Below are 22,036 nucleotides of genomic sequence, written 5' to 3'. Positions count from 1 at the left end.
ATCCCTCCGCTTTTCATGCAACAGGGGAGACGGCAAAGCCGCCTCCCCTGCACTTCCGACATGGGCAAGCACGCCCGCGTCATGCAGTTACTGCTGCTGCCAGCTCTTCACCAGTTCGTCGTAGTTGATGGTGACCGGCTTTTCCTTTTCGTTCTCGATCTTCAACTGAGGAGCGAGATTGCCTTTCTTGACCGCGTCGGCGTTCCAGTAGGCAAGATCGTGCTCTTCGGCCATCTTCGGGCCGATGTCGCCCTGGACGCCCGACTTCTCGATGCGGCTCATGACTTTTTCCTGCTCGGCGCAGAGCGAGTCCATCGCTTCCTGGGCCGACTTCGCGCCGGAAGAGGCATCGCCGATCGCTTGCCACCAGAGCTGCGCCAGCTTCGGATAATCAGGCACGTTGGTGCCGGTCGGCGACCACTGGACGCGGGCCGGCGAGCGATAGAACTCGATCAGGCCGCCGAGCTTCGGAGCGCGCTCGGTGAAGCTCTTGTCGTGGATCGTGCTCTCGCGGATGAAGGTCAAGCCGACATGGCTCTTCTTCACGTCGACCGTCTTCGAGGTGACGAACTGCGCGTAGAGCCAGGCGGCCTTGGCGCGATCGTCAGGCGTCGACTTCATCAGTGTCCAGGAACCCACGTCCTGGTAACCGAGCTTCATGCCGTCCTTCCAGTAGACGCCGTGCGGCGACGGCGCCATGCGCCACTTCGGCGTGCCGTCGTCGTTCAGCACCGCCTTGGCGCCGGCGTCGACCATCGAAGCGGTGAAGGCGGTGTACCAGAAGATCTGCTGCGCGACCCCGCCCTGCGCCGGCACCGGGCCGGATTCGGAGAAGGTCATGCCCTGGGCTTCCGCCGGAGCGTAGGCCTTCAGCCAGTCGAGATATTTCTGGATCGAGTAGACCGCGGCCGGGCCGTTGGTATCGCCGCCACGCGCCGTGCAGGAGCCGACAGGACGCGATTTCTCGTCGACCTTGATGCCCCATTCGTCGACGGGCAGGCCGTTCGGAATGCCCTTGTCGCCATTGCCGGCCATGGACAGCCAGGCGTCCGTGAACCGCCAGCCGAGCGACGGGTCCTTCTTGCCGTAGTCCATATGGCCGTAGACCTTCTTGCCGTCGATCTCGCGGCCGGTGAAGAACTGGGCGATGTCCTCATAAGCCGACCAGTTGACGGGAACGCCTAGGTCGTAGCCGTATTTGGCCTTGAAGTCGGCTTTGTTCTTCTCGTCGTTGAACCAGTCGTAGCGGAACCAGTAGAGGTTCGCGAACTGCTGGTCGGGGAGCTGATAGAGCTTCTTGTCGGGCGCCGTCGTGAACGAGGTGCCGATGAAGTCCTTCAGGTCGAGGTTCGGATTGGTGACGTCCTTGCCCTCGTTCGCCATCCAGTCGGTCAGGTTGCGCACCTGCTGGTAGCGCCAATGCGTGCCGATCAGGTCGGAGTCGTTGACCCAGCCGTCATAGAGGTTCTGGCCGGTCTGCATCTGGGTCTGGATCTTCTCGACGACGTCGCCTTCCTGGATGACGTCATGTGTGACCTTGATGCCGGTGATGGCGGAGAAGGCCGGTGCCAGCACCTGTGACTCGTATTGGTGCGTGGCGATGGTTTCCGAAACGACCTTGATGTCCATGCCGGCGAACGGCTTGGCTGCGTCGATGAACCACTGCATTTCCTTTTCCTGGTCGGCGCGTGAAAGCGTCGACAGGTCGCCTATCTCCTTGTCGAGAAAGGCTTTTGCCTCGTCCATACCGGCATAGGCATGGCCCGCTCCCAGCAAAAGGACAAGGGCTGTCGTCGATGTTAGAAATTGCCGTCGCATGTGTCTCCTCCAGTCTTAAGTTGCAAGTGCGATCCGGGGCGGCCGCCAGCACGCGGCCGATCCGGCTATTCCCCCTCTATACGTATCGGAACACGCCAACGGCGTAGACCACGGAGAGAGCGAGAGCCCACCACAGGTTGGGTCCAACCAGACCCAGCCAAGCGAGATGGATAAATGCGCTGCCAAGCAGCGACAGGAACAAACGATCGCCGCGCGTCGTCTCGAAGCGCAGCACCCCGATGCGCGGATGACCGCCGGGCGAGGCATATTCCCAGACGCCCATGCCAAAGAGCATCAGCACAATGACGATGAAGAAGGCGGCCGTCGGCCACGTCCACGCCATCCAGGAGAAGTCGAGATTCATGGCTTTAGACCCTCCCCAGGGCAAAGCCCTTGGCGATATAATTTCGCACGAACCAGATAACCAAGGCGCCGGGGATCAGCGTCAGCACGCCGGCGGCGGCGAGCAGACCCCAATCCATGCCGGCGGCAGAGACCGTGCGGGTCATGGTGGCGGCGATCGGCTTGGCGTCCGTCGTGGTCAGCGTGCGCGCGATCAAGAGCTCCACCCACGAGAACATGAAGCAGAAGAAGCAGGCGACGCCGATGCCGCTCGCGATCAGCGGCATGAAAATCTTCAGAAAGAAGCGCGGGAAGGAATAGCCGTCGATATAGGCGGTCTCGTCGATCTCCTTTGGCACGCCGGACATGAAGCCTTCGAGAATCCACACCGCGAGCGGCACGTTGAACAGGCAGTGCGCCAGCGCCACGGCAATATGAGTGTCGATCAGGCCGAACGCTGAATAGAGCTGGAAGAACGGCAGCGCGAACACCGCGGGCGGCGCCATGCGGTTGGTCAAAAGCCAGAAGAACAAATGCTTGTCGCCGAGGAAGCGGTAACGCGAGAAGGCATAGGCCGCCGGCAGCGCCACCGCCACCGATATCACCATGTTCATCACCACATAGGTGATCGAATTGATATAGCCCGAATACCACGAAGGGTCGGTGAAGATGGTGCGATAGTTCGCCAATGTCGGATTATGCGGGAACAGCGTCAGCGACGACACGATCTCCGCATTGGTCTTGAAGCTCATGTTGATCAGCCAGTAGATCGGCAGCAGGATAACGACGATGTAGACCGTCGGCACGATCCACCACCAGCGCGATTCCTCGCCGCGGCGGCGCATCAGCTTCGCCACCTCGTCCTGCGACAGCGTGCTGCCCACTTCGGTGACCGCCGTCTCGCTCACGCGCGTCGTTTCGTTGGCACCCGCCATCTCAGCGCTCCGCGTCGTAGTTGGTCATCACGGTGTAGAACACCCACGATAACAACAGGATGATCAGGAAGTAGACCAGCGACATCGCCGCCGCCGGGCCGAGGTCGAACTGGCCGAGCGCCGTCTTGACCAAGTCAATCGACAGGAAGGTGGTCGAATTGCCGGGACCGCCGCCGGTGACGACGAAGGGCTCGGTATAGATCATGAAACTGTCCATGAAACGCAACAGCACGGCGATCAGCAACACGCGCTGCATCTTGGGCAGCTGGATGTAGCGGAACACCGCCCAGCGCGACGCGCCGTCGATCTTGGCCGCCTGGTAGAAGGCGTCGGGAATCGAGACCAGGCCGGCATAGCAAAGCAGCACGACCAGGCTGGTCCAGTGCCAGACATCCATAATGATGACGGTTACCCAGGCATCGATCGGATCCTGGACGTAGTTGTAGTCGATACCGAGCGCATTGATGTAATAGCCGAGCAGGCCGATGTCGTTGCGGCCGAACACCTGCCAGATCGTGCCGACAACGTTCCACGGAATGAGCAGCGGCAGCGCCATCAGCACCAGACAGACCGGCACGCCCCAGCCCTTCTTCGGCATGTTGAGCGCGATGAAGATGCCGAGCGGCACCTCGATCGCCAGGATGATGAAGGAGAAGATCAGGTTGCGCACCATCGCTTCCCAGAAGCGGTCGGAGTGCAGCAGGTCCTCGAACCATTCCGTGCCGGCCCAGAAGAAGACGTTGTTGCCGAACGTGTCCTGCACCGAATAGTTGACGACCGTCATCAGCGGGATGACGGCCGAGAACGCCACCAGCACCAGCACCGGCAGGACAAGGAACCAGGCCTTGTTGTTCCAGGTCTTATCCATCTATGCCCCCATTTCGACGCGCCAGGAATCGGCATAGATGTTGATGCCGGCCGGATCGAAGCGGACTTTCGGTTCGGCCGGCACCTCGTCGTCCTCGCCGATCACCGCGGCGATCTCCCTGCCCTCGAGATTGGCGCGCACGACCTTGTGGCGACCGACGTCCTCGATCTTGCTGACCTGCACCGCCATGCCCTCGCGGCCGAGCCGCACATATTCGGGACGAATGCCGAGTTCGACGGCCCCGGCTTCGGCCTTGGGCACGCCCGGCAATTCGATGCGCTGGGCACCGAGCTTCGCCGTCCTGCCTTCCAGCGCAACCGGCAGCACGTTCATGCCCGGCGAGCCGATGAAATAACCGACGAAGGTGTGGCGCGGACGCTCGAAAAGTTCGGCAGGCGTGCCGATCTGCACGATCTCGCCGTCATACATGACCACGACGCGGTCGGCGAAAGTCAGCGCTTCGGTCTGGTCATGTGTGACATAAACCATGGTGTAGCCGAAGCGGCGGTGCAGTTGCTTCAACTGCGAGCGCAGCACCCACTTCATATGCGGGTCGATCACCGTCAGCGGTTCGTCGAACAGAATGGCGTTGACGTCGGAACGCACCAGGCCCCGTCCAAGCGAGATCTTCTGCTTCTGGTCTGCGGTGAGCCGGCGCGCCTTCCTGTTCGCCATCGATGCGAGATCGATCATGTCGAGCGTCTCGCGCACCTTGCGGTCGACATCGGCTTCCGGCACGCGCCGGTTGCGCAGCGGGAAGGCCAGATTGTCGTAGACGGTCATGGTGTCGTAAATGACCGGGAACTGGAACACCTGCGCGATATTGCGCTCCTGCGTCGACAGCCTGGTCACGTCCCGGCCATTGAACAGCAACTTCCCGTGCGAGGGGTGCAGCAGTCCCGAAATGATGTTGAGCAAGGTAGTTTTACCGCAGCCCGAAGGCCCGAGCAGCGCGTAGGCGCCGCCATCCTCGAAAGTGTGGTGCACTTCCTTCAGAGCGAAGTCGGAATCGTTCTGTGGGTTGGGCAGGTAGGAGTGGCGGATGTGGTTGACCTCGATGCGCGCCATCGTTTTCTCCTCAGGCCGCCAGCTTCGACGCCGTCACGGCGCGGCCGTTATGGTCGAATACCATGATGTGGCGCGGATCGATGAACACCTCGACCTCGTCGTCCGTCTCGAAATCGAGAATACCATGCGCAAGCATCACCCAGCGCGCATCGGCGAAATCGAGATGGACGAAGCTTTCCGAGCCGGTGATCTCCGTGATGGTGACCTTGGCCCGCACCGGCACGGCGCCGGCGTTCGGCCGCTCCAGCGACAAATGATGCGGCTGGAAGCCGATCGTGTAGCTGGCGTCCGCAATGCCGGCGAGTTCCGTCGGCACCGGCAGCTTTACGCCGCCTTCGAGCAGGAAATCCGGCCCCTTCTTGGAGAGCACGATGGTGTTGAGCGGCGGATCGGCGAAGGTCCGCGCCGTCACCAGGTCGATGGGCTTGCGGAACACTTCGACCGTCGGGCCAAATTGCGTGACGCGGCCTTCCGAAAGCGTTGCCGTGTTGCCGCCGAGCAAAAGCGCCTCGTGCGGCTCGGTCGTGGCATAAACGAAGATCGTGCCGGCCGCGGCGAAGATCTTCGGCAATTCGGCCCGCAATTCCTCGCGCAGCTTGTAGTCGAGATTGGCCAAAGGCTCGTCGAGCAACACCAGACTGGCATTCTTGACGATGGCGCGGGCAAGCGCAGTGCGTTGCTGCTGTCCGCCGGACAGGCTGAGCGGCGTGCGCTCGAGATAGGGCGTCAGCTTCAAGAGCGCCGCGGCGTTGCGCACCTCCTTGTCGATCATGGCCTGCTCGACGCCGGCGACCCGCAGCGGCGAGGCGATGTTCTCGTAGACGGTCATCGCCGGGTAATTGATGAACTGCTGGTAGACCATGGCGACGTTGCGCTTCTGCACCTTCTGTCCGGTGACGTCCTTGCCGTCGAACCAGACCGAGCCCGAAGTCGGCACGTCGAGGCCCGCCATCAGCCGCATCAGGCTGGTCTTGCCGGAGAGCGTCGGCCCAAGCAGGACGTTCAGCGAGCCGTGCTGAAGCGTCAGCGACACGTCGCGGATGTGCTCCTGCGCGCCGACGGTCTTCGTCACGTTCCTCAATTCCAGCATCACGCCTCCTCCCAGGCCTTGCGCATCAGCGGCCGATCCTTATTCCGCCGCCGCGACATGGCGGCTGCTCAGTCCGCGCATGAATTCTTCCAATGCCGCCGTCTGCTCGCGGCTGAAATGCAGGCCGCGCTTGGTGCGGCGCCACAACACGTCCTCGGCGGTGACCGCCCATTCATTTTCGGCCAGATAGCGAACTTCCGCCTCGAAAAGGTCGGCGCCGAAATTGCGGCCGAGATCGGCATTCGACTTGGCGAGCCCGAGCAGCCTTTCCGCCCGCGTGCCGTAGAGCCGGGTGAAGCGGCGCGCCAGCCGCTGGTCGAGGAACGGATAGGCGCTCTTCAGCCTGGCAACCTGGGCATCGAAGCCGGTCGCCGCGAAATCGCCGCCGGGCAGCGGCGCATCATGCGTCCACGGCCTGCCGCGCTTGCCGAGAAAACCTTCGATCTTCTCCAACATCGATTCGGCCAGCCGGCGGAAGGTGGTGATCTTGCCGCCGAAGGCGTTGAGCAAGGGGGCAGAACCCTCCCCGCCATCGGCCTTCAGCACATAATCGCGCGTTGCTTCCTGCGCCTTCGAAGCGCCGTCGTCATAGAGCGGGCGCACCGCCGAATAGGTCCAGACGATATCGGACCGCTTCACCGGCTGCGCGAAATATTCGCTTGCCGCCGCGCACAGATAGTCGATCTCGGCGTCAGAGATCTTCACCTCATGCGGATCGCCCGGATAGTCGCGATCGGTGGTGCCGATCAGCGTGAATTCTTCCTCGTAAGGAATGGCGAAGATGATGCGGCCATCCTTGTTCTGGAAGAAATAGGCGCGCGGATCGTCGAACTTCTTTCCGACTACGATATGGCTGCCCTGGACGAGGCGGACATTGTGGACGTCGTTCTGGCCGACGGCGGTCGAGAGCACGTGATCGACCCAGGGGCCGGCAGCGTTGACGAGAAGCCGCGCGCGAACTTCTTCGGTATCACCGGTGAGCACATTCTGCACTTTCACGGCCCAAAGCGCACCGTCGCGCCGCGCGCTGACGACTTTTGTGCGGGTGCGGATAATGGCACCCCGATCGGCGGCGTCACGCGCGTTCAGCGCCACCAGGCGCGCGTCGTTGACCCAACCGTCCGAATACTCGAAAGCCTTGCGGAACAACGGCTTGAGCGGCTTGCCTGCCGGATCGCGGGCCATGTCCAGCGTCTTCGTCGCCGGCAGCAGCTTGCGCCCGCCGATATGATCGTAAAGGAACAATCCCAACCGGATCAGCCAGGCGGGCCTGAGGCCCTTGGCATAGGGCAGCACGAAGCGCATCGGCCAGATGATGTGCGGCGCGTTCTTCCACAGAACCTCGCGCTCCATCAGCGCTTCGCGCACCAGCCGGAATTCATAGAATTCGAGATAACGCAGGCCGCCATGGATGAGCTTGGTCGAACCGGAGGAGGTCCCGCTTGCGAGATCGTTCATCTCGGCGAGGTAAACTGAAAATCCGCGGCCAACAGCGTCGCGGGCGATGCCGCAGCCATTGATGCCGCCGCCGATGACGAAAATGTCATGGATCGGATATGCGTCCAAAGATTCCTCCAACGATTTCGCATTGCACCATTTTTGTGTTTTACGAAACCGTGACGGAATTATTTCGAACTCAAAGCGAATGTCAAACGAAATATCGCAGTCGGCTGAGCAAGCCGTCGAGGCGTGCCTTATTCGAACGCTGTCTCGATCAGCCGGACTTCGGTTTCCTCGCAAATCTTGCGAATCGACGGGATCTCGCAACGATCGGTGATGAAGGTATTCACCTGCGAAAGATGGCCAATCCGGACCGGCGCGGTGCGTTCGAATTTCGTCCGGTCGGAAACCAGGATGACGTGGCGGGCATTTGCGATGATGGCCTGCGCAACCTTCACCTCGCGGAAATCGAAGTCGAGCAGCGCGCCGTCATGATCGATCGCCGAGGCGCCGATGACGGCGTAGTCGACCTTGAACTGGCGGATGAAATCGACGGCTGCCTCGCCGACAATGCCGCCGTCGGAACCGCGCACAACGCCGCCGGCGATCACCACCTCGATCGTGGGATAGATGCGCATCCTATTGGCAACATTGATATTATTGGTGATGACCATAAGCCCGTTATGGTCGAGCAGCGCCTTGCTGACGGCTTCGGTGGTGGTGCCGATATTGATGAACAGCGAGGCATTGTCAGGGATCAGCCGCGCCGCCGCGCTGCCGATCGCCTCCTTCTCGTCGGCGGCAATCTTGCGGCGTGCCTCGTACTCCATGTTCTCGATGCCGGACGGGAACAGCGCACCGCCATGGATACGGGTCAGCAGGCGCTGATCGCACAGATCGTTGAGGTCCTTGCGGATGGTCTGCGGCGTCACGTTGAAATGCGTCGCCAGGTCATCGACCAGCACCCGGCCATGGTCTTTCGCCCTCTGGATGATCTCGGCATGGCGTGGCGAAAGAAACATTGCGCGTCCTCCATTTTCGTTTTTCCCGTCTATATCGGAAAACGAAAGCGAAGAAAAGGTATAAGCCGGCTAACGAAAATCACCTGATTAAAAAAGGCAAACCAGTGTGGAACAGGTCTGCTGCCTCAGGATACGCGCCGCGCAATCTCGGTTATGACGTCGAACGCCGCATCGACATCTGCCGCCGTCGACTCGAACTGCCCCGCCTGAAAGCGGATCGCCACGCGCCCATCTACCCGCGTTTGAGTCAGGTAAATGCGGCCGTCGGTGTTGATGGCGTCGACGAGGCGGAGGTTGTGCTCGTCAGGGTCGGCGCCTGCCACCGTGCGGTGCCGGAACGAGAACAGCGAAAGCATTGGCTCGCTGACGAGCTCGAAATCCTCTTCCCCGGCAAGGCGCGCGGCAAGCCCTGCGCTCCAGGCGACATGGTTGCGGATCATGGTGCGCAGGCCCTCGAGGCCATGGGCGCGCAGCAGGAACCAAAGTTTCAGGGCGCGGAAGCGGCGGCCGAGTGGCACCGACCATTCCGAATAGTTGATGATGCCGTCATGACCCAGCGTCTTCAGAAACTCCGGCTTGATGGCCAGCGTGCGCACCAGATCTTCCGGCTGGCGCACGAACTGGATCGAGCAATCGAACTGCGCACCGAGCCACTTGTGCGGATTGAAGACAATGGAATCGGCGCCTTCGACGCCGGCCCAGAAATGCCGGTATTCCGGGCAGATCATCGCCGACCCTGCCCAGGCGGCGTCGACATGGAGGTAAAGCCCGTGCCGCCGAGCGACCGCGGCCACCGCCGCGATGCCATCCGTGCCGCCGGTGCTGGTGCCGCCGACGCAGGCGATGATGCCGGCTGGCAGCAGGCCGGCCTTGCGATCGGCAACGATCGTGGCCTCGAGCGCGGCCGTGTCCATGGCGCGAAAACGTCCGGCGACCGGGATGCGGACAAGGTTGTCCTCGCCGATGCCGGAGACCCAGATGGCTCGGTCGATCGAGGTATGGACCTGGTCGGAGGAATAGACGCGTAGCTTCGCCTGCCCGGCCAGCCCCTTTTTGTTGCCCTGCCAGTCAAGCGCCCGCTCGCGCATGGTGAGCACCGCCGCAAGCGTCGCCGAGGAAGCCGAATCCTGGATGACGCCGGAAAAGCCCTCGGGCAGGCCGAGCGCCTGGCGCATCCAGTCGACGATGCGCGTTTCGAGTTCGGTCGCCGCCGGCGAGGTCTGCCACAGCATGCATTGCGCGGCCATCGCCGAGACCAGATATTCGGCCACCACCGAAACCGGCGCTGCATTGGCGGGAAAATAGGCGAAGAAGCGCGGATGCTGCCAATGCGTCATGCCCGGCACGATCTTTTCTTCGAAGTCGGCGAAGATCCTGTCCATCGGCTCCGGCATTTCCGGCGGCGACGCCTCGATGCTTCTGAAAATCTCGCCCGGCGCGATCGCCGGCCGCACCGGACGGTCGCGCAGGTTGGCGCGATATTCGGCGCCCCAGTCGGCGGCGCGCCTCGACCAATCGCGGAATTCGTCGCTGTCCATATTTTCCCTCCCCAGCGGCCGTCGAAGATACCGGCCGGTCGAACCGCTCTCGCAAAGCCCTATCCCGGAAAGTCCGGCAGATTTGAAAAAGCGATTTTCAGCGCGTTGGACCAGCCGTCCGATATGGTGCGGTAGTAAGGATCATCATGGCCGATCCGTCGGTTCAGCCCCACACTGAGCGCATCCTGTTCCAGGAACAGCAGATCGAGCGGCAGCCCGACCGAGAGGTTGGATTTCAGCGTCGAATCGAACGACACCAGAAGCAGCTTCACCGTTTCGGCCAGGCTCATTGCCCGATCATAGGCACGGATGATGATCGGCTTGCCGTATTTCGTCTCGCCGATCTGGAAGAAAGGCGTGTCGTCGGTCGACTCGATGAAATTGCCTTCCGGATAGATCATGAAGAGTCTGGGCGGGCTGCCCTTGATCTGGCCACCGAGGATGAAGGAGGCATTGAAGTAGGAATCCGCCTTGTCGCCATTCGGCGAGGCATGCTCTATTACTTCCTTCACTGTATCGCCGACCAGCCGCACCGTCTGGTACATGGAGGGAGTTTCGAGCAGCTTCGGATGACGGTCGCTGACCGCCTTGTTACGCTCGTCGAGCAGGCTGACAACGGCCTGCGTCGTGGCAAGGTTGCCCGCCGACATCAGCACGATGACGCGCTCGCCGGGCTGTTCCCACACATGCATCTTCTTGAAGGTCGAGATCGAATCCATGCCGGCATTGGTGCGCGTGTCCGACATGAACACGAGCCCGCTATCGATCTTGAGGCCGACGCAATAGGTCATGATTGCTCTTCTGCTAGCGATTCCGGCGCAGATTACTGCTCTACCGTAACGGTGACGGCAAGCTTCTCTTGTGCCTGCCCCAGCAGTATCCCCGACACCGGCGAGGCATCGCGATAGTCACGCCCCGTCGCCACCCGCACATAACGTTCGTCGGGAGAGATACCGTTCGCCGGGTCGAAGGCAACCCATCCGAGCCCCACGACATAGGCCTCGGCCCAGGCATGGCTTGCCGCCTGCTCGACGGCCGCATCCATCATCAGGTAGCCGCTGACATAGCGTGCGGGAAAGCCCAGGGCGACTGCGGCGGCGATGAAGATGTGGCTGTGGTCCTGGCAGACACCGGACTTCAACGCGAGCGCCTCCTCCGCCGGCGTCACGACGCTGGTCGTGCCCGGCCTGTAGGCGACGCGTTCGCCGATAGCGCCCATCAGCCGATGCAGTCGCTCGATCTCGGTGCCCTGGCCCAGCGTGCCGGCCAGTTCACGTATGCCCTCGCCGGCGGCGGTGAGTGGCGTCTGCTGTCCGAATAGCCAGAGCGGAGCAAAGCCTTGATGCGGACCCGTCACGCCCGCCGTATCATGCGTGGTCACGTCTCCGGCTGCCTCGACGGTGATCGAATTCTGGCCGCTCTCGGCGCTCACCAGCCGCGTCTCGTTGCCGAAATGGTCGATGAAACGCACCTCCTCACGCGCGCCTTCGACCTTGATCGCCCAGGAGCCGATGGTCTGCGTGCGCCCGCTGGAAGGCCAAAGGCGCAGCCGCTGCAGCAGATACTGCACCGGCTGATCGTAGCGGTACTCGGTACGATGGGTGATCTTGAGCCGCATAACGCTCGCCTCGGCTGTGCTCAATAGAACCGGTAGTCCTGGGCGATCTCGTCGCCCAGCCTGGTGTTGTCGCGAATGAACTCGGCCAGGAACTCGTGCAGGCCATGATCGAATATGTCCTTGATCGACCCCCTCTTGAGCAGCGCCTGGATCTTCTCGGCCGTGCCATGGCAGGCATGGCGTTCACCGTAATCGTCGGCGAGGAATTTCAAATGCTCGCCGAGGAAGCGGTAGCAGAAAGTCAGCGAGCGCGGCATGCGCACGTTGAGGATCAGATAGTCGGCGATATTCGTCGGCTTGTAGTCGGCTTCATAAACCCAGCGATAGGAACGGTGCGCCGACACCGAGCGCAGGATCGATTCCCACTGATAGTTGTCGAGCGTCGAGCCGACCCAGGACAGCGACGGCAGCAGCACATAATATTTCACGTCGAGGATGCGCGCCGTGTTGTCGGCGCGTTCGACATAGGTGCCGAGCTGCGAGAAATCGAAAATTTCGTTGCGTAGCATGGTACCGTAGAATGAACCGCGGATCAGCGCCGTCTCGCGCTTGATTGCATCGAGCACCGTCGGCAGGTCGCGTTCGTCGATCGGCCTTGCCAGCATGCGTTTCAGCGACATCCAGGCTTCGTTGATGCTTTCCCAGGTCTCGCGGGTCAGCGCCGTGCGCACCATGCGGGCATTGTTGCGCGCCGTCTCGATCGACGACATCGTGCTCGACGGGTTCGAGGTGTCGCGCAGCAAGAAGTCCGAGACGTTGGCGGCGGTATAGTCCTGGTACTTTTGGCTGAAGGCGATGTCCGAGCCGGCGCTGAGCAGGACCGAGTTCCATTCCTCCGAAGCGCTCTGGGTGCGCGTCAACGCCATGCGTAGGCCGGCATCGACCAGGCGCGCCATGTTTTCGGCCCGCTCGATATAGCGGTTCATCCAGTAGAGACCGTTTGCGGTGCGGCCCAAAAGCATATCAGCTTGCTCCGGTATCGAGCGAATAGCGAATAGCGAGTAGCGAATAGGGAGAAAAAGACTTCATGACTTTTGCTGCAGGCTCCGGATCATCGAACGTAGCATCTTTCCTATTTCGTCAGTTTGGCCAAGCAAGCTGGCGACCTTCGCTTCGACCATCAGCCCAACCTCTCCGCACAGGATGAGATGTGTCTCCAACTCTTTCAGAGAGCCCTGCGCTACCCGAAGAAATTGAATGAAAGCTCCCGTATTTTCTCTTCCGTGACCTTCCGCAACATTCGCTGCGATGGAAGCCGCCGAGCGTCTTATCTGAGAGGTCATTCCGTACGCTTCGCTGTTTGGAAAAGCTTTCGTGGCCGAATAGCAATCCACGGCCAACCTCAAAGCCGCCTTCCAAACAATCAGATCTCTGTAGGAATTGATTGCCGTCGTATCCCCCTTTTCCCTACTCGCTATTCGCTACTCTCTATTCGCTCTTAATCATCCAGCACCCACGTATCCTTCGTCCCGCCCCCCTGTGAGGAATTGACCACCAAGGACCCCTCCTTGAGCGCGACGCGCGTCAAGCCGCCGGGCACGATCTGGATACGATCCGAAACCAGCACGTACGGCCGAAGATCGACATGGCGCGGCGACAGGCCCTTTTCGGTCAGGATCGGGCAGGTCGACAGCGCCAGCGTCGGCTGGGCGATGTAGTTCGAGGGCTTCGCCTGCAGCTTTTGTGCAAAGTCCTGGCATTCCTTCTTGGTCGCCGCCGGGCCGACCAGCATGCCGTAGCCGCCAGAGCCGTGCACTTCCTTGATCACGAGCTCGTGGATGTGCTCGAGCACATATTTGAGGCTGTCCGGTTCCGAGCAGCGCCAGGTCGGGATGTTGCCGAGGATCGCCTTGCGGCCGGTGTAGAATTCGACGATCTCCGGCATGTAGGAATAGATCGCCTTGTCGTCGGCGATGCCGGTTCCCGGCGCGTTGGCGATGGTGATGTTGCCGGCGCGATAGACATCCATGATGCCGGGCACGCCGAGCGCAGAATCCGGCCGGAAGGTCAGCGGATCGAGGAAGTTGTCGTCGACGCGCCGGTAGAGCACGTCGATCTGCTTGTAGCCTTCGGTCGTGCGCATCGCCACATGGCCGTCGACGACACGCAGGTCCTGCCCTTCGACGAGTTGCACGCCCATCTGGTCGGCAAGGAACGCATGCTCGAAATAGGCCGAGTTGTACGAGCCCGGCGTCAGCACCGCAATGGTCGGCGCACCCTTGCTGCTTTGCGGCCGCACCGCGGCCAGCGACTGGCGCAGGAGTTGCGGGTAGTTCTCGACCGGCCGAACCTTGATCTTCTGGAACAGCTCCGGAAAGAGCTGCATCATCGTCTCGCGGTTCTCCAGCATGTAGGAGACGCCCGACGGCGTGCGGGCATTGTCCTCCAGCACGTAGAACTCGTTCTCCGAGATGCGGACGATATCGACGCCGATAATGTGGGTGTAGACGCCGGCCGGCGGCCTGATCCCGATCATCTCGGGCAGGAAGGCCTCATTCCTGGCGATCAGGTCCTTGGGTACCCGCCCGGCGCGCAGGATCTCCTGGCGATGATAGATGTCGTCGAGAAAGGCGTTCAGCGCCTGCACGCGCTGCTCGATGCCTTGCGTCAGCCGGCGCCATTCCTGGCCGGAGAGGATGCGCGGGACGATGTCGAAAGGGATCAGCCGCTCGGAAGCTTCCTGCTCGCCATAGACGGCAAAGGTAATGCCGGTCTTGCGGAAGACGCGCTCGGCATCCTGCATTTTCTGGGTAAGCCTGGCTGGGTCCTGCTCCTTCAGCCAGCGATCGTAAGCCTCATAAGGTCTTCTCAATCCGGAAACTTCCGGAAGCATTTCGTCGAACGCTGCCAATCGCGTACTCCCCTCTGAGACCATTTCACTGGCCTCGCCGGAGAAAATCAAGCGCAATCGGAGATTTAGGAAGCCGCGGCGGCCACTCTATGCAAATTGCCTAAAATCAAGGCACGGACAGCAAGGCTGGGTCAGCTCCTGCTTCCCGGCGGGGCACAGACAGGCCCGGTCAGAACGCCCGGAAGGTCACAATGGTGAAGGTGTCCTTGATTCCAGGCAGAATCTGCACCCGCTCGTTGACGAAATGGCCAACGTCTTCCTCGTCGTCGATATAGAATTTGGCAAGCAGGTCGTAATTGCCCGCGGTCGAGTAGATCTCGGAGGCGATCTCGGCATCGGCGAGCGCGCTGGCGACCTCATAGGACTTGCCCAGGTCGCACTTGATCTGCACGAAAAATGCCTTCATTGCCCGGTCCTGCCAGCCTGCTTCATGAATAAGCGGCCCTTGTGGCAGACTGCTGCCCGGCTTTCAAGCTTCCCGCGCCGCGCACCTCGAAGAGTACCTGATCCCGCTTCCCGACGCTGAAATGGTGAAATCTTCGCATCCCGGTGAAACCACGCCATGGCGCGATGCGTATGTTAGATTGCATTCGCCAAAGCGAATTCCGGGGAGGCAGGCCATGCGCCGCGCTTTGTTCGCACTTGCTCTTGTTCCGATGTTGATAGCCTCGTTTGCTTTTGCCGGCGAGGCCGAGATCAAGGCCGCGCAGACCGGACCCGGCTCGATCATCCAGCAGGTGCTGATCGTCGGGCCCGACGGCAAGGATTATGAGGCGGTCTATACGCTGCAGCAACGAGCGGACGGCAGCTTCAAGATCACTGGCTGCAGCCTGCGCGCCTCGACTTCGGTCAGTACCTGAGCCCGCCCCGCATGACCGCTCAATCTCGGCGGCTATACAGTGTCCAGCCCAGACCGGAGAGGCCCCAGAAGGTCGAGGCTCCGGCTCGTTCGTAGGCAAGCGCGCAATCGAAATCCACGCGCTCCGGCTGTTTTTGGGTATCGCCTTCGAGAATCAGCCAGTCCGCGCGCCCGGCGCAAATCTTGTCCTGGGTGACGAGCGATGCCTGACGGCCGATGCGCGCAGCGAAATAATCGACCACCATGCCGGTGCGGAAATCGGCGTTGGTGGCATATGTGGCGGCGCCGCTCTTTGTCATCTCGTCCACCATCCCGGAATAGGAACCGCGCCCATGCTCATAGAAATGGGCCAGCAACGCCGCGTTGCCGCCCGCCACAAGAACGAGCATCCCGGCGGCAAAAAGCCTTCTCTTACCGCCGGCGTCGAAGCCGCGTCCGATCAAGTCTCCGGCCCAAAGCAGCAACAAGGTTCCGCTGACAATGAAATAGCGTGGGAATTCAACATTCGGCAGATGCGCCGCCGCCATCAGGGCGGGCAGCCCGACGATGCCGATGGCATAAAGGCTGGCCCGGCGATCGCGCGAGACGCCTGCATGTGCCAAGACCAGGATGCAGGTCACCGCGACGCACGTCCAGTCGCCGATCCAGTCCGGCAGGCCGAAAAGATATCGGATCATTCCGCCATAACCGGCGGCGAATTTCTCGAGCGAGAAAGAGGAAAAACCGCCGATATTGAAGCTGAACAATCGCGCGCCTACAAGCATTGCCGCGGCAAGCGGAAGCACGGCAAGGAAAGCAGGCAGAAAGGCCTGGACGACCTCCTTGTTGACGACAATCAGACTGCGGCTGCCTCGCCAGCTCAGCCACGCCGTCCAGGCCGTTAGCACCACCACCGTTTCGACCATTGTCAGGTGGGAAAGGAAGCCAAGCAGAATTGCGACAGCAAGAGCGACGCCGTACGCACCCCGCTTGTCGAACCAGCGCTCCAGAAGAGCCACCGCAACGAGTGTGAACAGCGCCAGGCCGGCATAGCCACGCGCCTCCGAGCCGTAGTGAACCATCGGATAGCTCAACGCAAACAGCAACGCCGACCCAATCATTGCCCAACGTCCGCGCGATATCGCCGCGGCTGCAATGACGGTGCATCCGCTGAGCGTTATCGAGAAGCCGCGCTGGACCAGCGGCGCGGCATCGGGCCCGACGACATACTGGTATATCGAGTTGAGAAAGTGATTGTTGTCGTGGTTCACACGCCAGAATATCTGGTCGATCGACGTCAGCGGCTTCAGCAGCGTAATGCTCCAGATCTCGTCGTGCCAGAGATCCCCGCGCGCGCCGAGCAGGCGCAAGATAAGGCCGACAAGCACGACCCCTGAAATTACAAGTAATAGACTGTAACTACATTGCTGGGTCGCCGCCGAACCCGACCGGTAAACATCAGCGCTTGTTACTTTATGGTCGACGATCGACGCGTCCATCTTTACCAAAGTCGTGCCGCCCCTTGCCTCGATATGGCAAGGCATACTTACTCTTGATCTGATTTATGAAAGGTTTTCCGACGCTTCCCCGATCAAAGGACCGGGATATCGCCCCGCGCCCAGCCTTCGGTAATCTCGGCGGCGCGCGCTTCGAAAGCCTGCGCCCCGATGGCTGCTCGGACGTCCTGCATCAGCCTCTGATAATAAGACAGGTTGTTCCAGGTGAGCAGCATGGCGCCGAGCGCTTCCTGCGAGCGCACCAGGTGATGCAGGTAGGCGCGCGAATAATCGCGCGCGGCCGGGCAGTCGCTTTCCTCGTCGAGCGGGCGCGGATCGTCGGCATGGCGGGCGTTCCTGAGATTGACCTTGCCGCGGCGCGTGTAGGCAAGGCCATGGCGGCCGGCGCGGGTCGGCATCACGCAGTCGAACATGTCGATGCCGCGCGCCACCGATTTCAGGATATCGTCCGGCGTGCCGACGCCCATCAGGTAGCGCGGTCTGTCGGCCGGCAGCTCCGGGCAGGTGATGTCGAGCATCTCCAGCATCACCGGCTGCGGCTCGCCGACCGCGAGCCCACCGACCGCATAGCCTTTCAGATCCATCGCTTTCAGCGCCTGGGCGGAGCGCACGCGCAAGGCCGCGCTGTCGCCGCCCTGGACGATGCCGAACATCGCCTTGCCTGGCTGGTCGCCGAACGCCGCCTTGCAGCGCTCTGCCCAGCGCAGCGACAATTCCATGGCGCGCTCGATCTCCTCGGGCTTGGCCGGCAGCGCCGTGCATTCATCGAGCTGCATCTGGATGTCGGAATCGAGCAGTCCCTGGATTTCGATCGATCGCTCCGGCGACATCTCGTAGGGCGCGCCGTCGATATGCGAGCGGAAGGTGACGCCCTGTTCGGTCAGCTTCCTGAGCTTCGACAGCGACATGACCTGAAAGCCGCCGCTGTCGGTCAGGATCGGATGCGGCCAGCGCGCGAACTCATGCAGGCCGCCGAGTCTGGCCACGCGCTCGGCGCCTGGTCGCAGCATCAGATGGTAGGTGTTGCCGAGGATGATGTCGGCGCCGACCCCGCGCACCTGGTCCATATACATGGTCTTGACGGTGCCGCCGGTGCCGACCGGCATGAAGGCCGGCGTGCGGATCTCGCCGCGCGGCATCGAGACCAGGCCGCGCCGCGCCTTGCCATCGGTGGCAAGCACCTCGAATGAAAAAGTCTCAGCCATTGAACTCCTTGTCGTGCTCCGGCGCGCCGGGCGCCTGCTCGTCGAGCGACTGCCGGTAGCGGATGCAGCCGCGCATGAATTTCGGCCATGGCGGCACGGCAATCGCCGGCTCGGTCCTTTCCGGCAAAAGCTCCCAGAGGTCAGGATGATGCCAGCACAGATCATGCCCCGTCGCGTCGCGATGTGCGCGGATACCGGCGCGCAGTTTCTTCACCTGCGCGATCAGCGTATCGCGGTCCATGCTGTCGAGGTCATCGTCCATTGCTCGTCTCCGCACGAAAAAGCAGGCTTGCGTCTCCATAGGAGTAGAACCTGTAGCGGTTCTCGATTGCATGCGCATAGGCCGAGCGCATCATCTCCAGCCCGCTGAAGGCCGAGACCAGCATGAACAGCGTCGAGCGCGGCAGATGGAAATTGGTCATCAGCATGTCGGCCGTACGGAAGCGATAGCCGGGCGTGATGAAGATGTCGGTGGGTCCGGACCAGGGCTCGACCCTGCCGTCGTCGCGCGCCGCGCTCTCCAAGAGCCGCAGCGATGTCGTGCCGACGCAGATGATCCGCCCTCGCCGCGCCTTGGCCGCGTTGAGCGCCGCCGCCGTCTCCGGGCTTACCGAGCCGGTCTCGGCATGCATCTTGTGGTCGGTCGTGTCGTCGGCCTTCACCGGTAGAAAAGTGCCGGCGCCGACATGCAGCGTGACGAAGCGGCGCTCGATGCCGTTGGCGTCGAGCGCCGCGAACAGCTCCGGGGTGAAATGCAGGCCGGCGGTAGGCGCGGCCACCGCGCCTTCCTCGCGCGCATAGATCGTCTGATAATCGGCGCGGTCGCGCTCGTCGTCCTCGCGCTTCGACGCAATGTAGGGCGGCAGCGGGATATGCCCGACGGCATGCAGCGCCTCGTCGAGAAAGGCGCCCGACAGATCGAAGCCGAGCAGCGCTTCGCCGCCCTCGCCTTTTTCAAGCACCGTGGCGTCGAGCCGGCCCAGAAAGCAGGAACTGCCGTCATGGCCGAACTGGATGCGGTCGCCGGCGGCGATGCGCTTTCCCGGTCGCATGAAGGCCAGCCAGCGGTCGGGGCCGGTGCGCATGTGCAGCGTCGCCTCGACCTGCGCCGCCGCTTCGCCGCGCAGCCTGATGCCCTTCAATTGCGCCGGGATGACCTTGGTGTCGTTGAACACCAGCACGTCGCCGGCCTTGAGCAGCGCCGGCAGGTCCCGGACCGTCCGGTCCTCGAAACCGGTGTCCGGCCTCACCACCAGCAGCCGAGCGCTGTCGCGCGGCTCGGCCGGCCTGAGCGCGATGCGGTCTTCGGGAAGATCGAAATCGAAGAGGTCCACTTTCATGCCTGCGGCAATAACCCGATCGCCGCGCTCTCGCCACCGTCTTGTTGCCGCGCTTTGCGAGCAATTGCCGTCGAACGAAACAGCCGACGCTCAGGTCAGCCGCACCAGCAGCGCTCCGGCCAAGAGCAGCACAGCGCCGGCGACGCGGCCAAGCGAGATTTCGCGCACCGCCACGCCAAGGAAGCCGGCGCGGTCGATCAGCATGCCGGCGATCAGCTGGCCGGCGACGAGGAAGGCCATCAGCGCCGCAGCGCCGATGCGTGGCGTGAGGATCGTCGACAGCGTCACATAGAAGCCACCGAGCATGCCGCCGGCGACGAACAGCCAGGGCGCCGGCGCCTTCCAGTCGAGCGAGATGCCCTGCAGCTTCACCACCGAGATCGAGATGATGCCGAGCACGATGGCACCGGACAGGAAGGAAAAGGCGGCGGCCGCGACCGGAAGGCCGAGGCCCTTAGCCAATTGCGAATTGATCGGCGCCTGGATGGCGATGAAGGCGCCGGACAGGATGCCGAGCAGGGACCAGACAGCGCCCATCATCGTTCCGCCTTTACTTGACGTCTGCCGCGACTTTCAGCGACACGATCTTGTCGGGATCCTGCACCGGCTCGCCGCGCTTGATCTTGTCGACATTCTCCATGCCTTCGATGACCTGGCCCCAAACCGTGTACTGGCGGTTGAGGAAGGCCGCGTCGTCGAAGCAGATGAAGAACTGCGAGTTCGCCGAGTTCGGGTTCTGGGCCCTAGCCATCGAGCAGGCGCCGCGGCCGTGATTGGCGTTGGAGAACTCGGCCTTGAGGTCTGGCTTGTCGGAGCCGCCCATGCCCGCGCGCGACGGCGCATAGGTGGGCTTGCTCGAATTGCCGAACTTGACGTCGCCGGTCTGCGCCATGAAGCCGTCGATGACGCGATGGAACACCACGCCGTCATAGGCCCCTTCACGCGCCAGTTCCTTGATGCGGGCGACGTGCCCGGGCGCCAATTCAGGGTACATTTCGATGACGACCGGGCCCTTGGTCGTTTCCATGATGAGCGCGTTCTCGCGGTCCTTGATCTCAGCCATGTCGGAAATTCCTTTGAAAATTGAGGGGGTTACTTGCTGTCGGCGGCGATGCGAACCTTGATCATGCGGTCGGGGTCGGTGACCGTGCCGTTGTCGGCCTCGTCGCCCTTCTTGATCTTGTCGACGATATCCATGCCGCCGACCACCTTGCCGACGATGGTGTACTGGCCGTCGAGGTTCGGCGCCGGCGCGAACATGATGAAGAATTGCGAGTTGGCCGAGTTCGGGTCCTGCGAACGGGCCATGCCGACCACGCCGCGCGCGAACTGCTCGCTCTGCGAAAACTCGGCCGGCAGGTCGGGAAGATCGGAGCCGCCGGTGCCGACGGCTTCGGGGTTGAACCCCTTCTTCATGTTGCCGAATTTGACGTCGCCCGTCTGCGCCATGAAGCCGTCGATGACGCGGTGGAAGGCGACGTTGTCGTAGGCGCCGTCGCGCACCAGCTTCTTGATCTGCGCGACATGCTTGGGCGCCAGATCGGGACGCAACGCGATGGTCACGTCGCCGTCCTTGAGCGTGATGATCATTGTGTTTTCCTTGTCGGCGGCGACGGCCGGCAAGGACGCCGCGAAAAGGCCGGCAACCACGACAAGGAACGAAGCGAGCTTCTTCAGCTGCATGGGTATCTCCGGGAAAACCTATTTGGTGAACTTGGCGGCGAGCGCGCCGGCAACGGCCGCAGGCACGAACGGGCGGATATCGCCGCCCATCGACGCAATCTGGCGCACAAGTGTGGCGGTAATGGTGCGCACCGAAGGGCTGGCGGGCAGAAAAACCGTCTGCAATTCGGGCGCCATCGTCTCGTTCATGCCGGCCATCTGCATTTCGTAATCGAGGTCGGTGCCGTCGCGCAGCCCCCGGATCATGATCGAGGCGCCGTGCTTGCGGGCCGCGTCGATGACCAGCCCGTCGAAGGACACGACCTTGATACGATCGCTGTCGCGACCGAATTCGACCTTGGTTGCGGCCTCGATCAACTCCACGCGTTCCTCGAAGGAAAACAACGGCTTCTTGCCCGGATGAATGCCGATCGCCGCGTAGACGGTGTCGGCCACCGCCAGCGACGCTTTCAGCACATCGAGATGGCCATTGGTCAGCGGGTCGAAAGAGCCGGCGTAAAGGGCGGTGCGTTCCGTCATGGCAGGCTTCTAGCGACCCTCTCGGACAAAGGCAAATCTCATTAATTGCATTGCCGTGAACCTTTTCGCGCCGATGAACGACAGATGAATGCGGCAATCACGAACATTTCACGCAGCGTTCACTAGGTTGCCGCTTCAAGAGGTGAAACCAAATCCCCACCTCATCGTTGTACGCCCAGGAGAACACGCAAATGCTGATCTACATGCTTGCCACTGCAATGACCATTGTGATGCTGATCGCGACTGCATTCGGGTTGCATCAGGAAGCAGCGCGGGTGCGCGTCAAGGCCAATACCAAGCGGCTCGATGGTTTCGCCCATCGCAACGTCTACCGTCGCCACTGA

At 62.1% G+C, this 22,036-nt stretch carries 25 protein-coding genes; 2 read left to right on the top strand and 23 right to left on the bottom strand.

Annotation, left to right across the window (positions count from 1 at the left end; translation table 11 throughout):
* Positions 1 to 87: 87 nt before the first annotated feature.
* The 15 genes from CK219_RS03455 to CK219_RS03385 all read right to left on the bottom strand — a co-directional run bounded on the left by CK219_RS03455 (position 88) and on the right by CK219_RS03385 (position 14,996).
* Complete coding sequence (locus CK219_RS03455; RefSeq protein WP_095765319.1) at positions 88 to 1,818, bottom strand: ABC transporter substrate-binding protein; 1,731 nt, start codon at positions 1,816 to 1,818, stop codon at positions 88 to 90.
* Between the two features lie 76 nt (positions 1,819 to 1,894).
* Positions 1,895 to 2,182, bottom strand: coding sequence for a DUF2160 domain-containing protein (locus CK219_RS03450; RefSeq protein WP_095765318.1), 288 nt, complete (start codon positions 2,180 to 2,182; stop codon positions 1,895 to 1,897).
* Between the two features lie 4 nt (positions 2,183 to 2,186).
* Positions 2,187 to 3,095, bottom strand: coding sequence for a carbohydrate ABC transporter permease (locus CK219_RS03445; RefSeq protein WP_095765317.1), 909 nt, complete (start codon positions 3,093 to 3,095; stop codon positions 2,187 to 2,189).
* Between the two features lies 1 nt (position 3,096).
* A complete protein-coding gene (locus tag CK219_RS03440; protein ID WP_095765316.1) occupies positions 3,097 to 3,963 on the bottom strand; it encodes a sugar ABC transporter permease in 867 nt (288 codons plus the stop codon).
* The gene (locus tag CK219_RS03435) at positions 3,964 to 5,031 is read right to left on the bottom strand and encodes an ABC transporter ATP-binding protein (protein ID WP_095765315.1); all 1,068 of its coding nucleotides are present in this window, start codon (positions 5,029 to 5,031) and stop codon (positions 3,964 to 3,966) included.
* 10 nt (positions 5,032 to 5,041) lie between these two features.
* Positions 5,042 to 6,121 carry an ABC transporter ATP-binding protein gene (locus CK219_RS03430; protein WP_095765314.1) on the bottom strand — a complete coding sequence of 360 codons (1,080 nt, stop codon included), beginning with the start codon at positions 6,119 to 6,121 and terminating at the stop codon, positions 5,042 to 5,044.
* Between the two features lie 39 nt (positions 6,122 to 6,160).
* Complete coding sequence (gene glpD, locus CK219_RS03425; RefSeq protein WP_095765612.1) at positions 6,161 to 7,687, bottom strand: glycerol-3-phosphate dehydrogenase; 1,527 nt, start codon at positions 7,685 to 7,687, stop codon at positions 6,161 to 6,163.
* Positions 7,688 to 7,815: 128 nt separating this feature from the next.
* Entirely contained in the window at positions 7,816 to 8,583 is a 768-nt protein-coding gene (locus tag CK219_RS03420; RefSeq protein WP_095765313.1) for a DeoR/GlpR family DNA-binding transcription regulator, read from the bottom strand.
* A 125-nt stretch (positions 8,584 to 8,708) separates the two neighbouring features.
* Positions 8,709 to 10,121, bottom strand: coding sequence for a pyridoxal-dependent decarboxylase (locus tag CK219_RS03415; protein WP_095765312.1), 1,413 nt, complete (start codon positions 10,119 to 10,121; stop codon positions 8,709 to 8,711).
* Between the two features lie 59 nt (positions 10,122 to 10,180).
* The gene (locus CK219_RS03410) at positions 10,181 to 10,912 is read right to left on the bottom strand and encodes a peptidase (RefSeq protein ID WP_095765311.1); all 732 of its coding nucleotides are present in this window, start codon (positions 10,910 to 10,912) and stop codon (positions 10,181 to 10,183) included.
* 32 nt (positions 10,913 to 10,944) lie between these two features.
* Positions 10,945 to 11,739 (bottom strand): transglutaminase family protein, encoded by a 795-nt coding sequence (locus tag CK219_RS03405; protein ID WP_095765310.1) that lies wholly within the window; start codon positions 11,737 to 11,739, stop codon positions 10,945 to 10,947.
* Between the two features lie 20 nt (positions 11,740 to 11,759).
* Positions 11,760 to 12,701: an alpha-E domain-containing protein gene (locus CK219_RS03400; protein ID WP_095765309.1), complete on the bottom strand. Its 942-nt coding sequence runs from the start codon at positions 12,699 to 12,701 to the stop codon at positions 11,760 to 11,762.
* 63 nt (positions 12,702 to 12,764) lie between these two features.
* Positions 12,765 to 13,124, bottom strand: a complete 360-nt coding sequence (locus CK219_RS03395; RefSeq protein ID WP_095765308.1) for a four helix bundle protein — start codon at positions 13,122 to 13,124, stop codon at positions 12,765 to 12,767.
* 53 nt (positions 13,125 to 13,177) lie between these two features.
* On the bottom strand, positions 13,178 to 14,590 hold the full coding sequence (locus CK219_RS03390; RefSeq protein ID WP_176476911.1) for a circularly permuted type 2 ATP-grasp protein: 1,413 nt from the start codon (positions 14,588 to 14,590) through the stop codon (positions 13,178 to 13,180).
* A 169-nt stretch (positions 14,591 to 14,759) separates the two neighbouring features.
* The gene (locus CK219_RS03385) at positions 14,760 to 14,996 is read right to left on the bottom strand and encodes an Lrp/AsnC family transcriptional regulator (protein ID WP_040995065.1); all 237 of its coding nucleotides are present in this window, start codon (positions 14,994 to 14,996) and stop codon (positions 14,760 to 14,762) included.
* 214 nt (positions 14,997 to 15,210) lie between these two features.
* Here CK219_RS03385 and CK219_RS03380 point away from each other — a divergent pair, with 214 nt between their 5' ends.
* Complete coding sequence (locus CK219_RS03380) at positions 15,211 to 15,450, top strand: DUF4864 domain-containing protein (protein ID WP_095765306.1); 240 nt, start codon at positions 15,211 to 15,213, stop codon at positions 15,448 to 15,450.
* A 19-nt stretch (positions 15,451 to 15,469) separates the two neighbouring features.
* Here the strand turns inward: CK219_RS03380 and CK219_RS03375 are convergent, their stop codons facing one another.
* The 8 genes from CK219_RS03375 to coaD all read right to left on the bottom strand — a co-directional run bounded on the left by CK219_RS03375 (position 15,470) and on the right by coaD (position 21,692).
* Complete coding sequence (locus CK219_RS03375; RefSeq protein WP_141245286.1) at positions 15,470 to 16,927, bottom strand: hypothetical protein; 1,458 nt, start codon at positions 16,925 to 16,927, stop codon at positions 15,470 to 15,472.
* Between the two features lie 92 nt (positions 16,928 to 17,019).
* Entirely contained in the window at positions 17,020 to 18,150 is a 1,131-nt protein-coding gene (gene tgt / locus CK219_RS03370; RefSeq protein ID WP_095765304.1) for a tRNA guanosine(34) transglycosylase Tgt, read from the bottom strand.
* A complete protein-coding gene (locus CK219_RS03365) occupies positions 18,143 to 18,412 on the bottom strand; it encodes a hypothetical protein (RefSeq protein WP_095765303.1) in 270 nt (89 codons plus the stop codon). Before CK219_RS03365 ends, tgt begins: the two co-directional genes overlap by 8 nt.
* Entirely contained in the window at positions 18,402 to 19,490 is a 1,089-nt protein-coding gene (queA, locus tag CK219_RS03360) for a tRNA preQ1(34) S-adenosylmethionine ribosyltransferase-isomerase QueA (protein ID WP_095765302.1), read from the bottom strand. Before queA ends, CK219_RS03365 begins: the two co-directional genes overlap by 11 nt.
* A 90-nt stretch (positions 19,491 to 19,580) precedes the next feature.
* Positions 19,581 to 20,030 carry a DMT family transporter gene (locus CK219_RS03355; protein ID WP_095765301.1) on the bottom strand — a complete coding sequence of 150 codons (450 nt, stop codon included), beginning with the start codon at positions 20,028 to 20,030 and terminating at the stop codon, positions 19,581 to 19,583.
* Positions 20,031 to 20,040: 10 nt separating this feature from the next.
* Positions 20,041 to 20,553, bottom strand: coding sequence for a peptidylprolyl isomerase (locus CK219_RS03350; protein WP_095765300.1), 513 nt, complete (start codon positions 20,551 to 20,553; stop codon positions 20,041 to 20,043).
* 29 nt (positions 20,554 to 20,582) lie between these two features.
* Positions 20,583 to 21,080 carry a peptidylprolyl isomerase gene (locus CK219_RS03345; RefSeq protein ID WP_245340386.1) on the bottom strand — a complete coding sequence of 166 codons (498 nt, stop codon included), beginning with the start codon at positions 21,078 to 21,080 and terminating at the stop codon, positions 20,583 to 20,585.
* Between the two features lie 111 nt (positions 21,081 to 21,191).
* Complete coding sequence (coaD, locus tag CK219_RS03340) at positions 21,192 to 21,692, bottom strand: pantetheine-phosphate adenylyltransferase (RefSeq protein WP_095765298.1); 501 nt, start codon at positions 21,690 to 21,692, stop codon at positions 21,192 to 21,194.
* Between the two features lie 191 nt (positions 21,693 to 21,883).
* On the opposite strand from coaD, the gene CK219_RS03335 reads away from it, so the two are divergent.
* Entirely contained in the window at positions 21,884 to 22,036 is a 153-nt protein-coding gene (locus CK219_RS03335; RefSeq protein ID WP_095765297.1) for a hypothetical protein, read from the top strand.

Source organism: Mesorhizobium sp. WSM4313, assembly GCF_002294725.1.
In the GTDB taxonomy this organism is placed as follows: domain Bacteria; phylum Pseudomonadota; class Alphaproteobacteria; order Rhizobiales; family Rhizobiaceae; genus Mesorhizobium.
Note: the sequence above shows the minus strand (reverse complement) of the source record. Positions and strands in the feature narration are given on the sequence as shown.

Coding starts and splice junctions, on each gene's coding strand:
- CK219_RS03455 (WP_095765319.1), bottom strand. CDS start 1,818: ATGCGACGGCAATTTCTAACATCGACGACAGCCCTTGTCCTTTTGCTG.
- tgt (WP_095765304.1), bottom strand. CDS start 18,150: ATGGCTGAGACTTTTTCATTCGAGGTGCTTGCCACCGATGGCAAGGCG.
- CK219_RS03380 (WP_095765306.1), top strand. CDS start 15,211: ATGCGCCGCGCTTTGTTCGCACTTGCTCTTGTTCCGATGTTGATAGCC.
- CK219_RS03405 (WP_095765310.1), bottom strand. CDS start 11,739: ATGCGGCTCAAGATCACCCATCGTACCGAGTACCGCTACGATCAGCCG.
- CK219_RS03435 (WP_095765315.1), bottom strand. CDS start 5,031: ATGGCGCGCATCGAGGTCAACCACATCCGCCACTCCTACCTGCCCAAC.
- coaD (WP_095765298.1), bottom strand. CDS start 21,692: ATGACGGAACGCACCGCCCTTTACGCCGGCTCTTTCGACCCGCTGACC.
- CK219_RS03415 (WP_095765312.1), bottom strand. CDS start 10,121: ATGGACAGCGACGAATTCCGCGATTGGTCGAGGCGCGCCGCCGACTGG.
- CK219_RS03365 (WP_095765303.1), bottom strand. CDS start 18,412: ATGGACGATGACCTCGACAGCATGGACCGCGATACGCTGATCGCGCAG.
- CK219_RS03335 (WP_095765297.1), top strand. CDS start 21,884: ATGCTGATCTACATGCTTGCCACTGCAATGACCATTGTGATGCTGATC.
- CK219_RS03450 (WP_095765318.1), bottom strand. CDS start 2,182: ATGAATCTCGACTTCTCCTGGATGGCGTGGACGTGGCCGACGGCCGCC.
- CK219_RS03355 (WP_095765301.1), bottom strand. CDS start 20,030: ATGATGGGCGCTGTCTGGTCCCTGCTCGGCATCCTGTCCGGCGCCTTC.
- CK219_RS03375 (WP_141245286.1), bottom strand. CDS start 16,927: ATGGACGCGTCGATCGTCGACCATAAAGTAACAAGCGCTGATGTTTAC.
- CK219_RS03345 (WP_245340386.1), bottom strand. CDS start 21,080: ATGATCATCACGCTCAAGGACGGCGACGTGACCATCGCGTTGCGTCCC.
- CK219_RS03385 (WP_040995065.1), bottom strand. CDS start 14,996: ATGAAGGCATTTTTCGTGCAGATCAAGTGCGACCTGGGCAAGTCCTAT.
- CK219_RS03420 (WP_095765313.1), bottom strand. CDS start 8,583: ATGTTTCTTTCGCCACGCCATGCCGAGATCATCCAGAGGGCGAAAGAC.
- CK219_RS03440 (WP_095765316.1), bottom strand. CDS start 3,963: ATGGATAAGACCTGGAACAACAAGGCCTGGTTCCTTGTCCTGCCGGTG.
- CK219_RS03445 (WP_095765317.1), bottom strand. CDS start 3,095: ATGGCGGGTGCCAACGAAACGACGCGCGTGAGCGAGACGGCGGTCACC.
- queA (WP_095765302.1), bottom strand. CDS start 19,490: ATGAAAGTGGACCTCTTCGATTTCGATCTTCCCGAAGACCGCATCGCG.
- CK219_RS03430 (WP_095765314.1), bottom strand. CDS start 6,121: ATGCTGGAATTGAGGAACGTGACGAAGACCGTCGGCGCGCAGGAGCAC.
- CK219_RS03400 (WP_095765309.1), bottom strand. CDS start 12,701: ATGCTTTTGGGCCGCACCGCAAACGGTCTCTACTGGATGAACCGCTAT.
- CK219_RS03350 (WP_095765300.1), bottom strand. CDS start 20,553: ATGGCTGAGATCAAGGACCGCGAGAACGCGCTCATCATGGAAACGACC.
- CK219_RS03410 (WP_095765311.1), bottom strand. CDS start 10,912: ATGACCTATTGCGTCGGCCTCAAGATCGATAGCGGGCTCGTGTTCATG.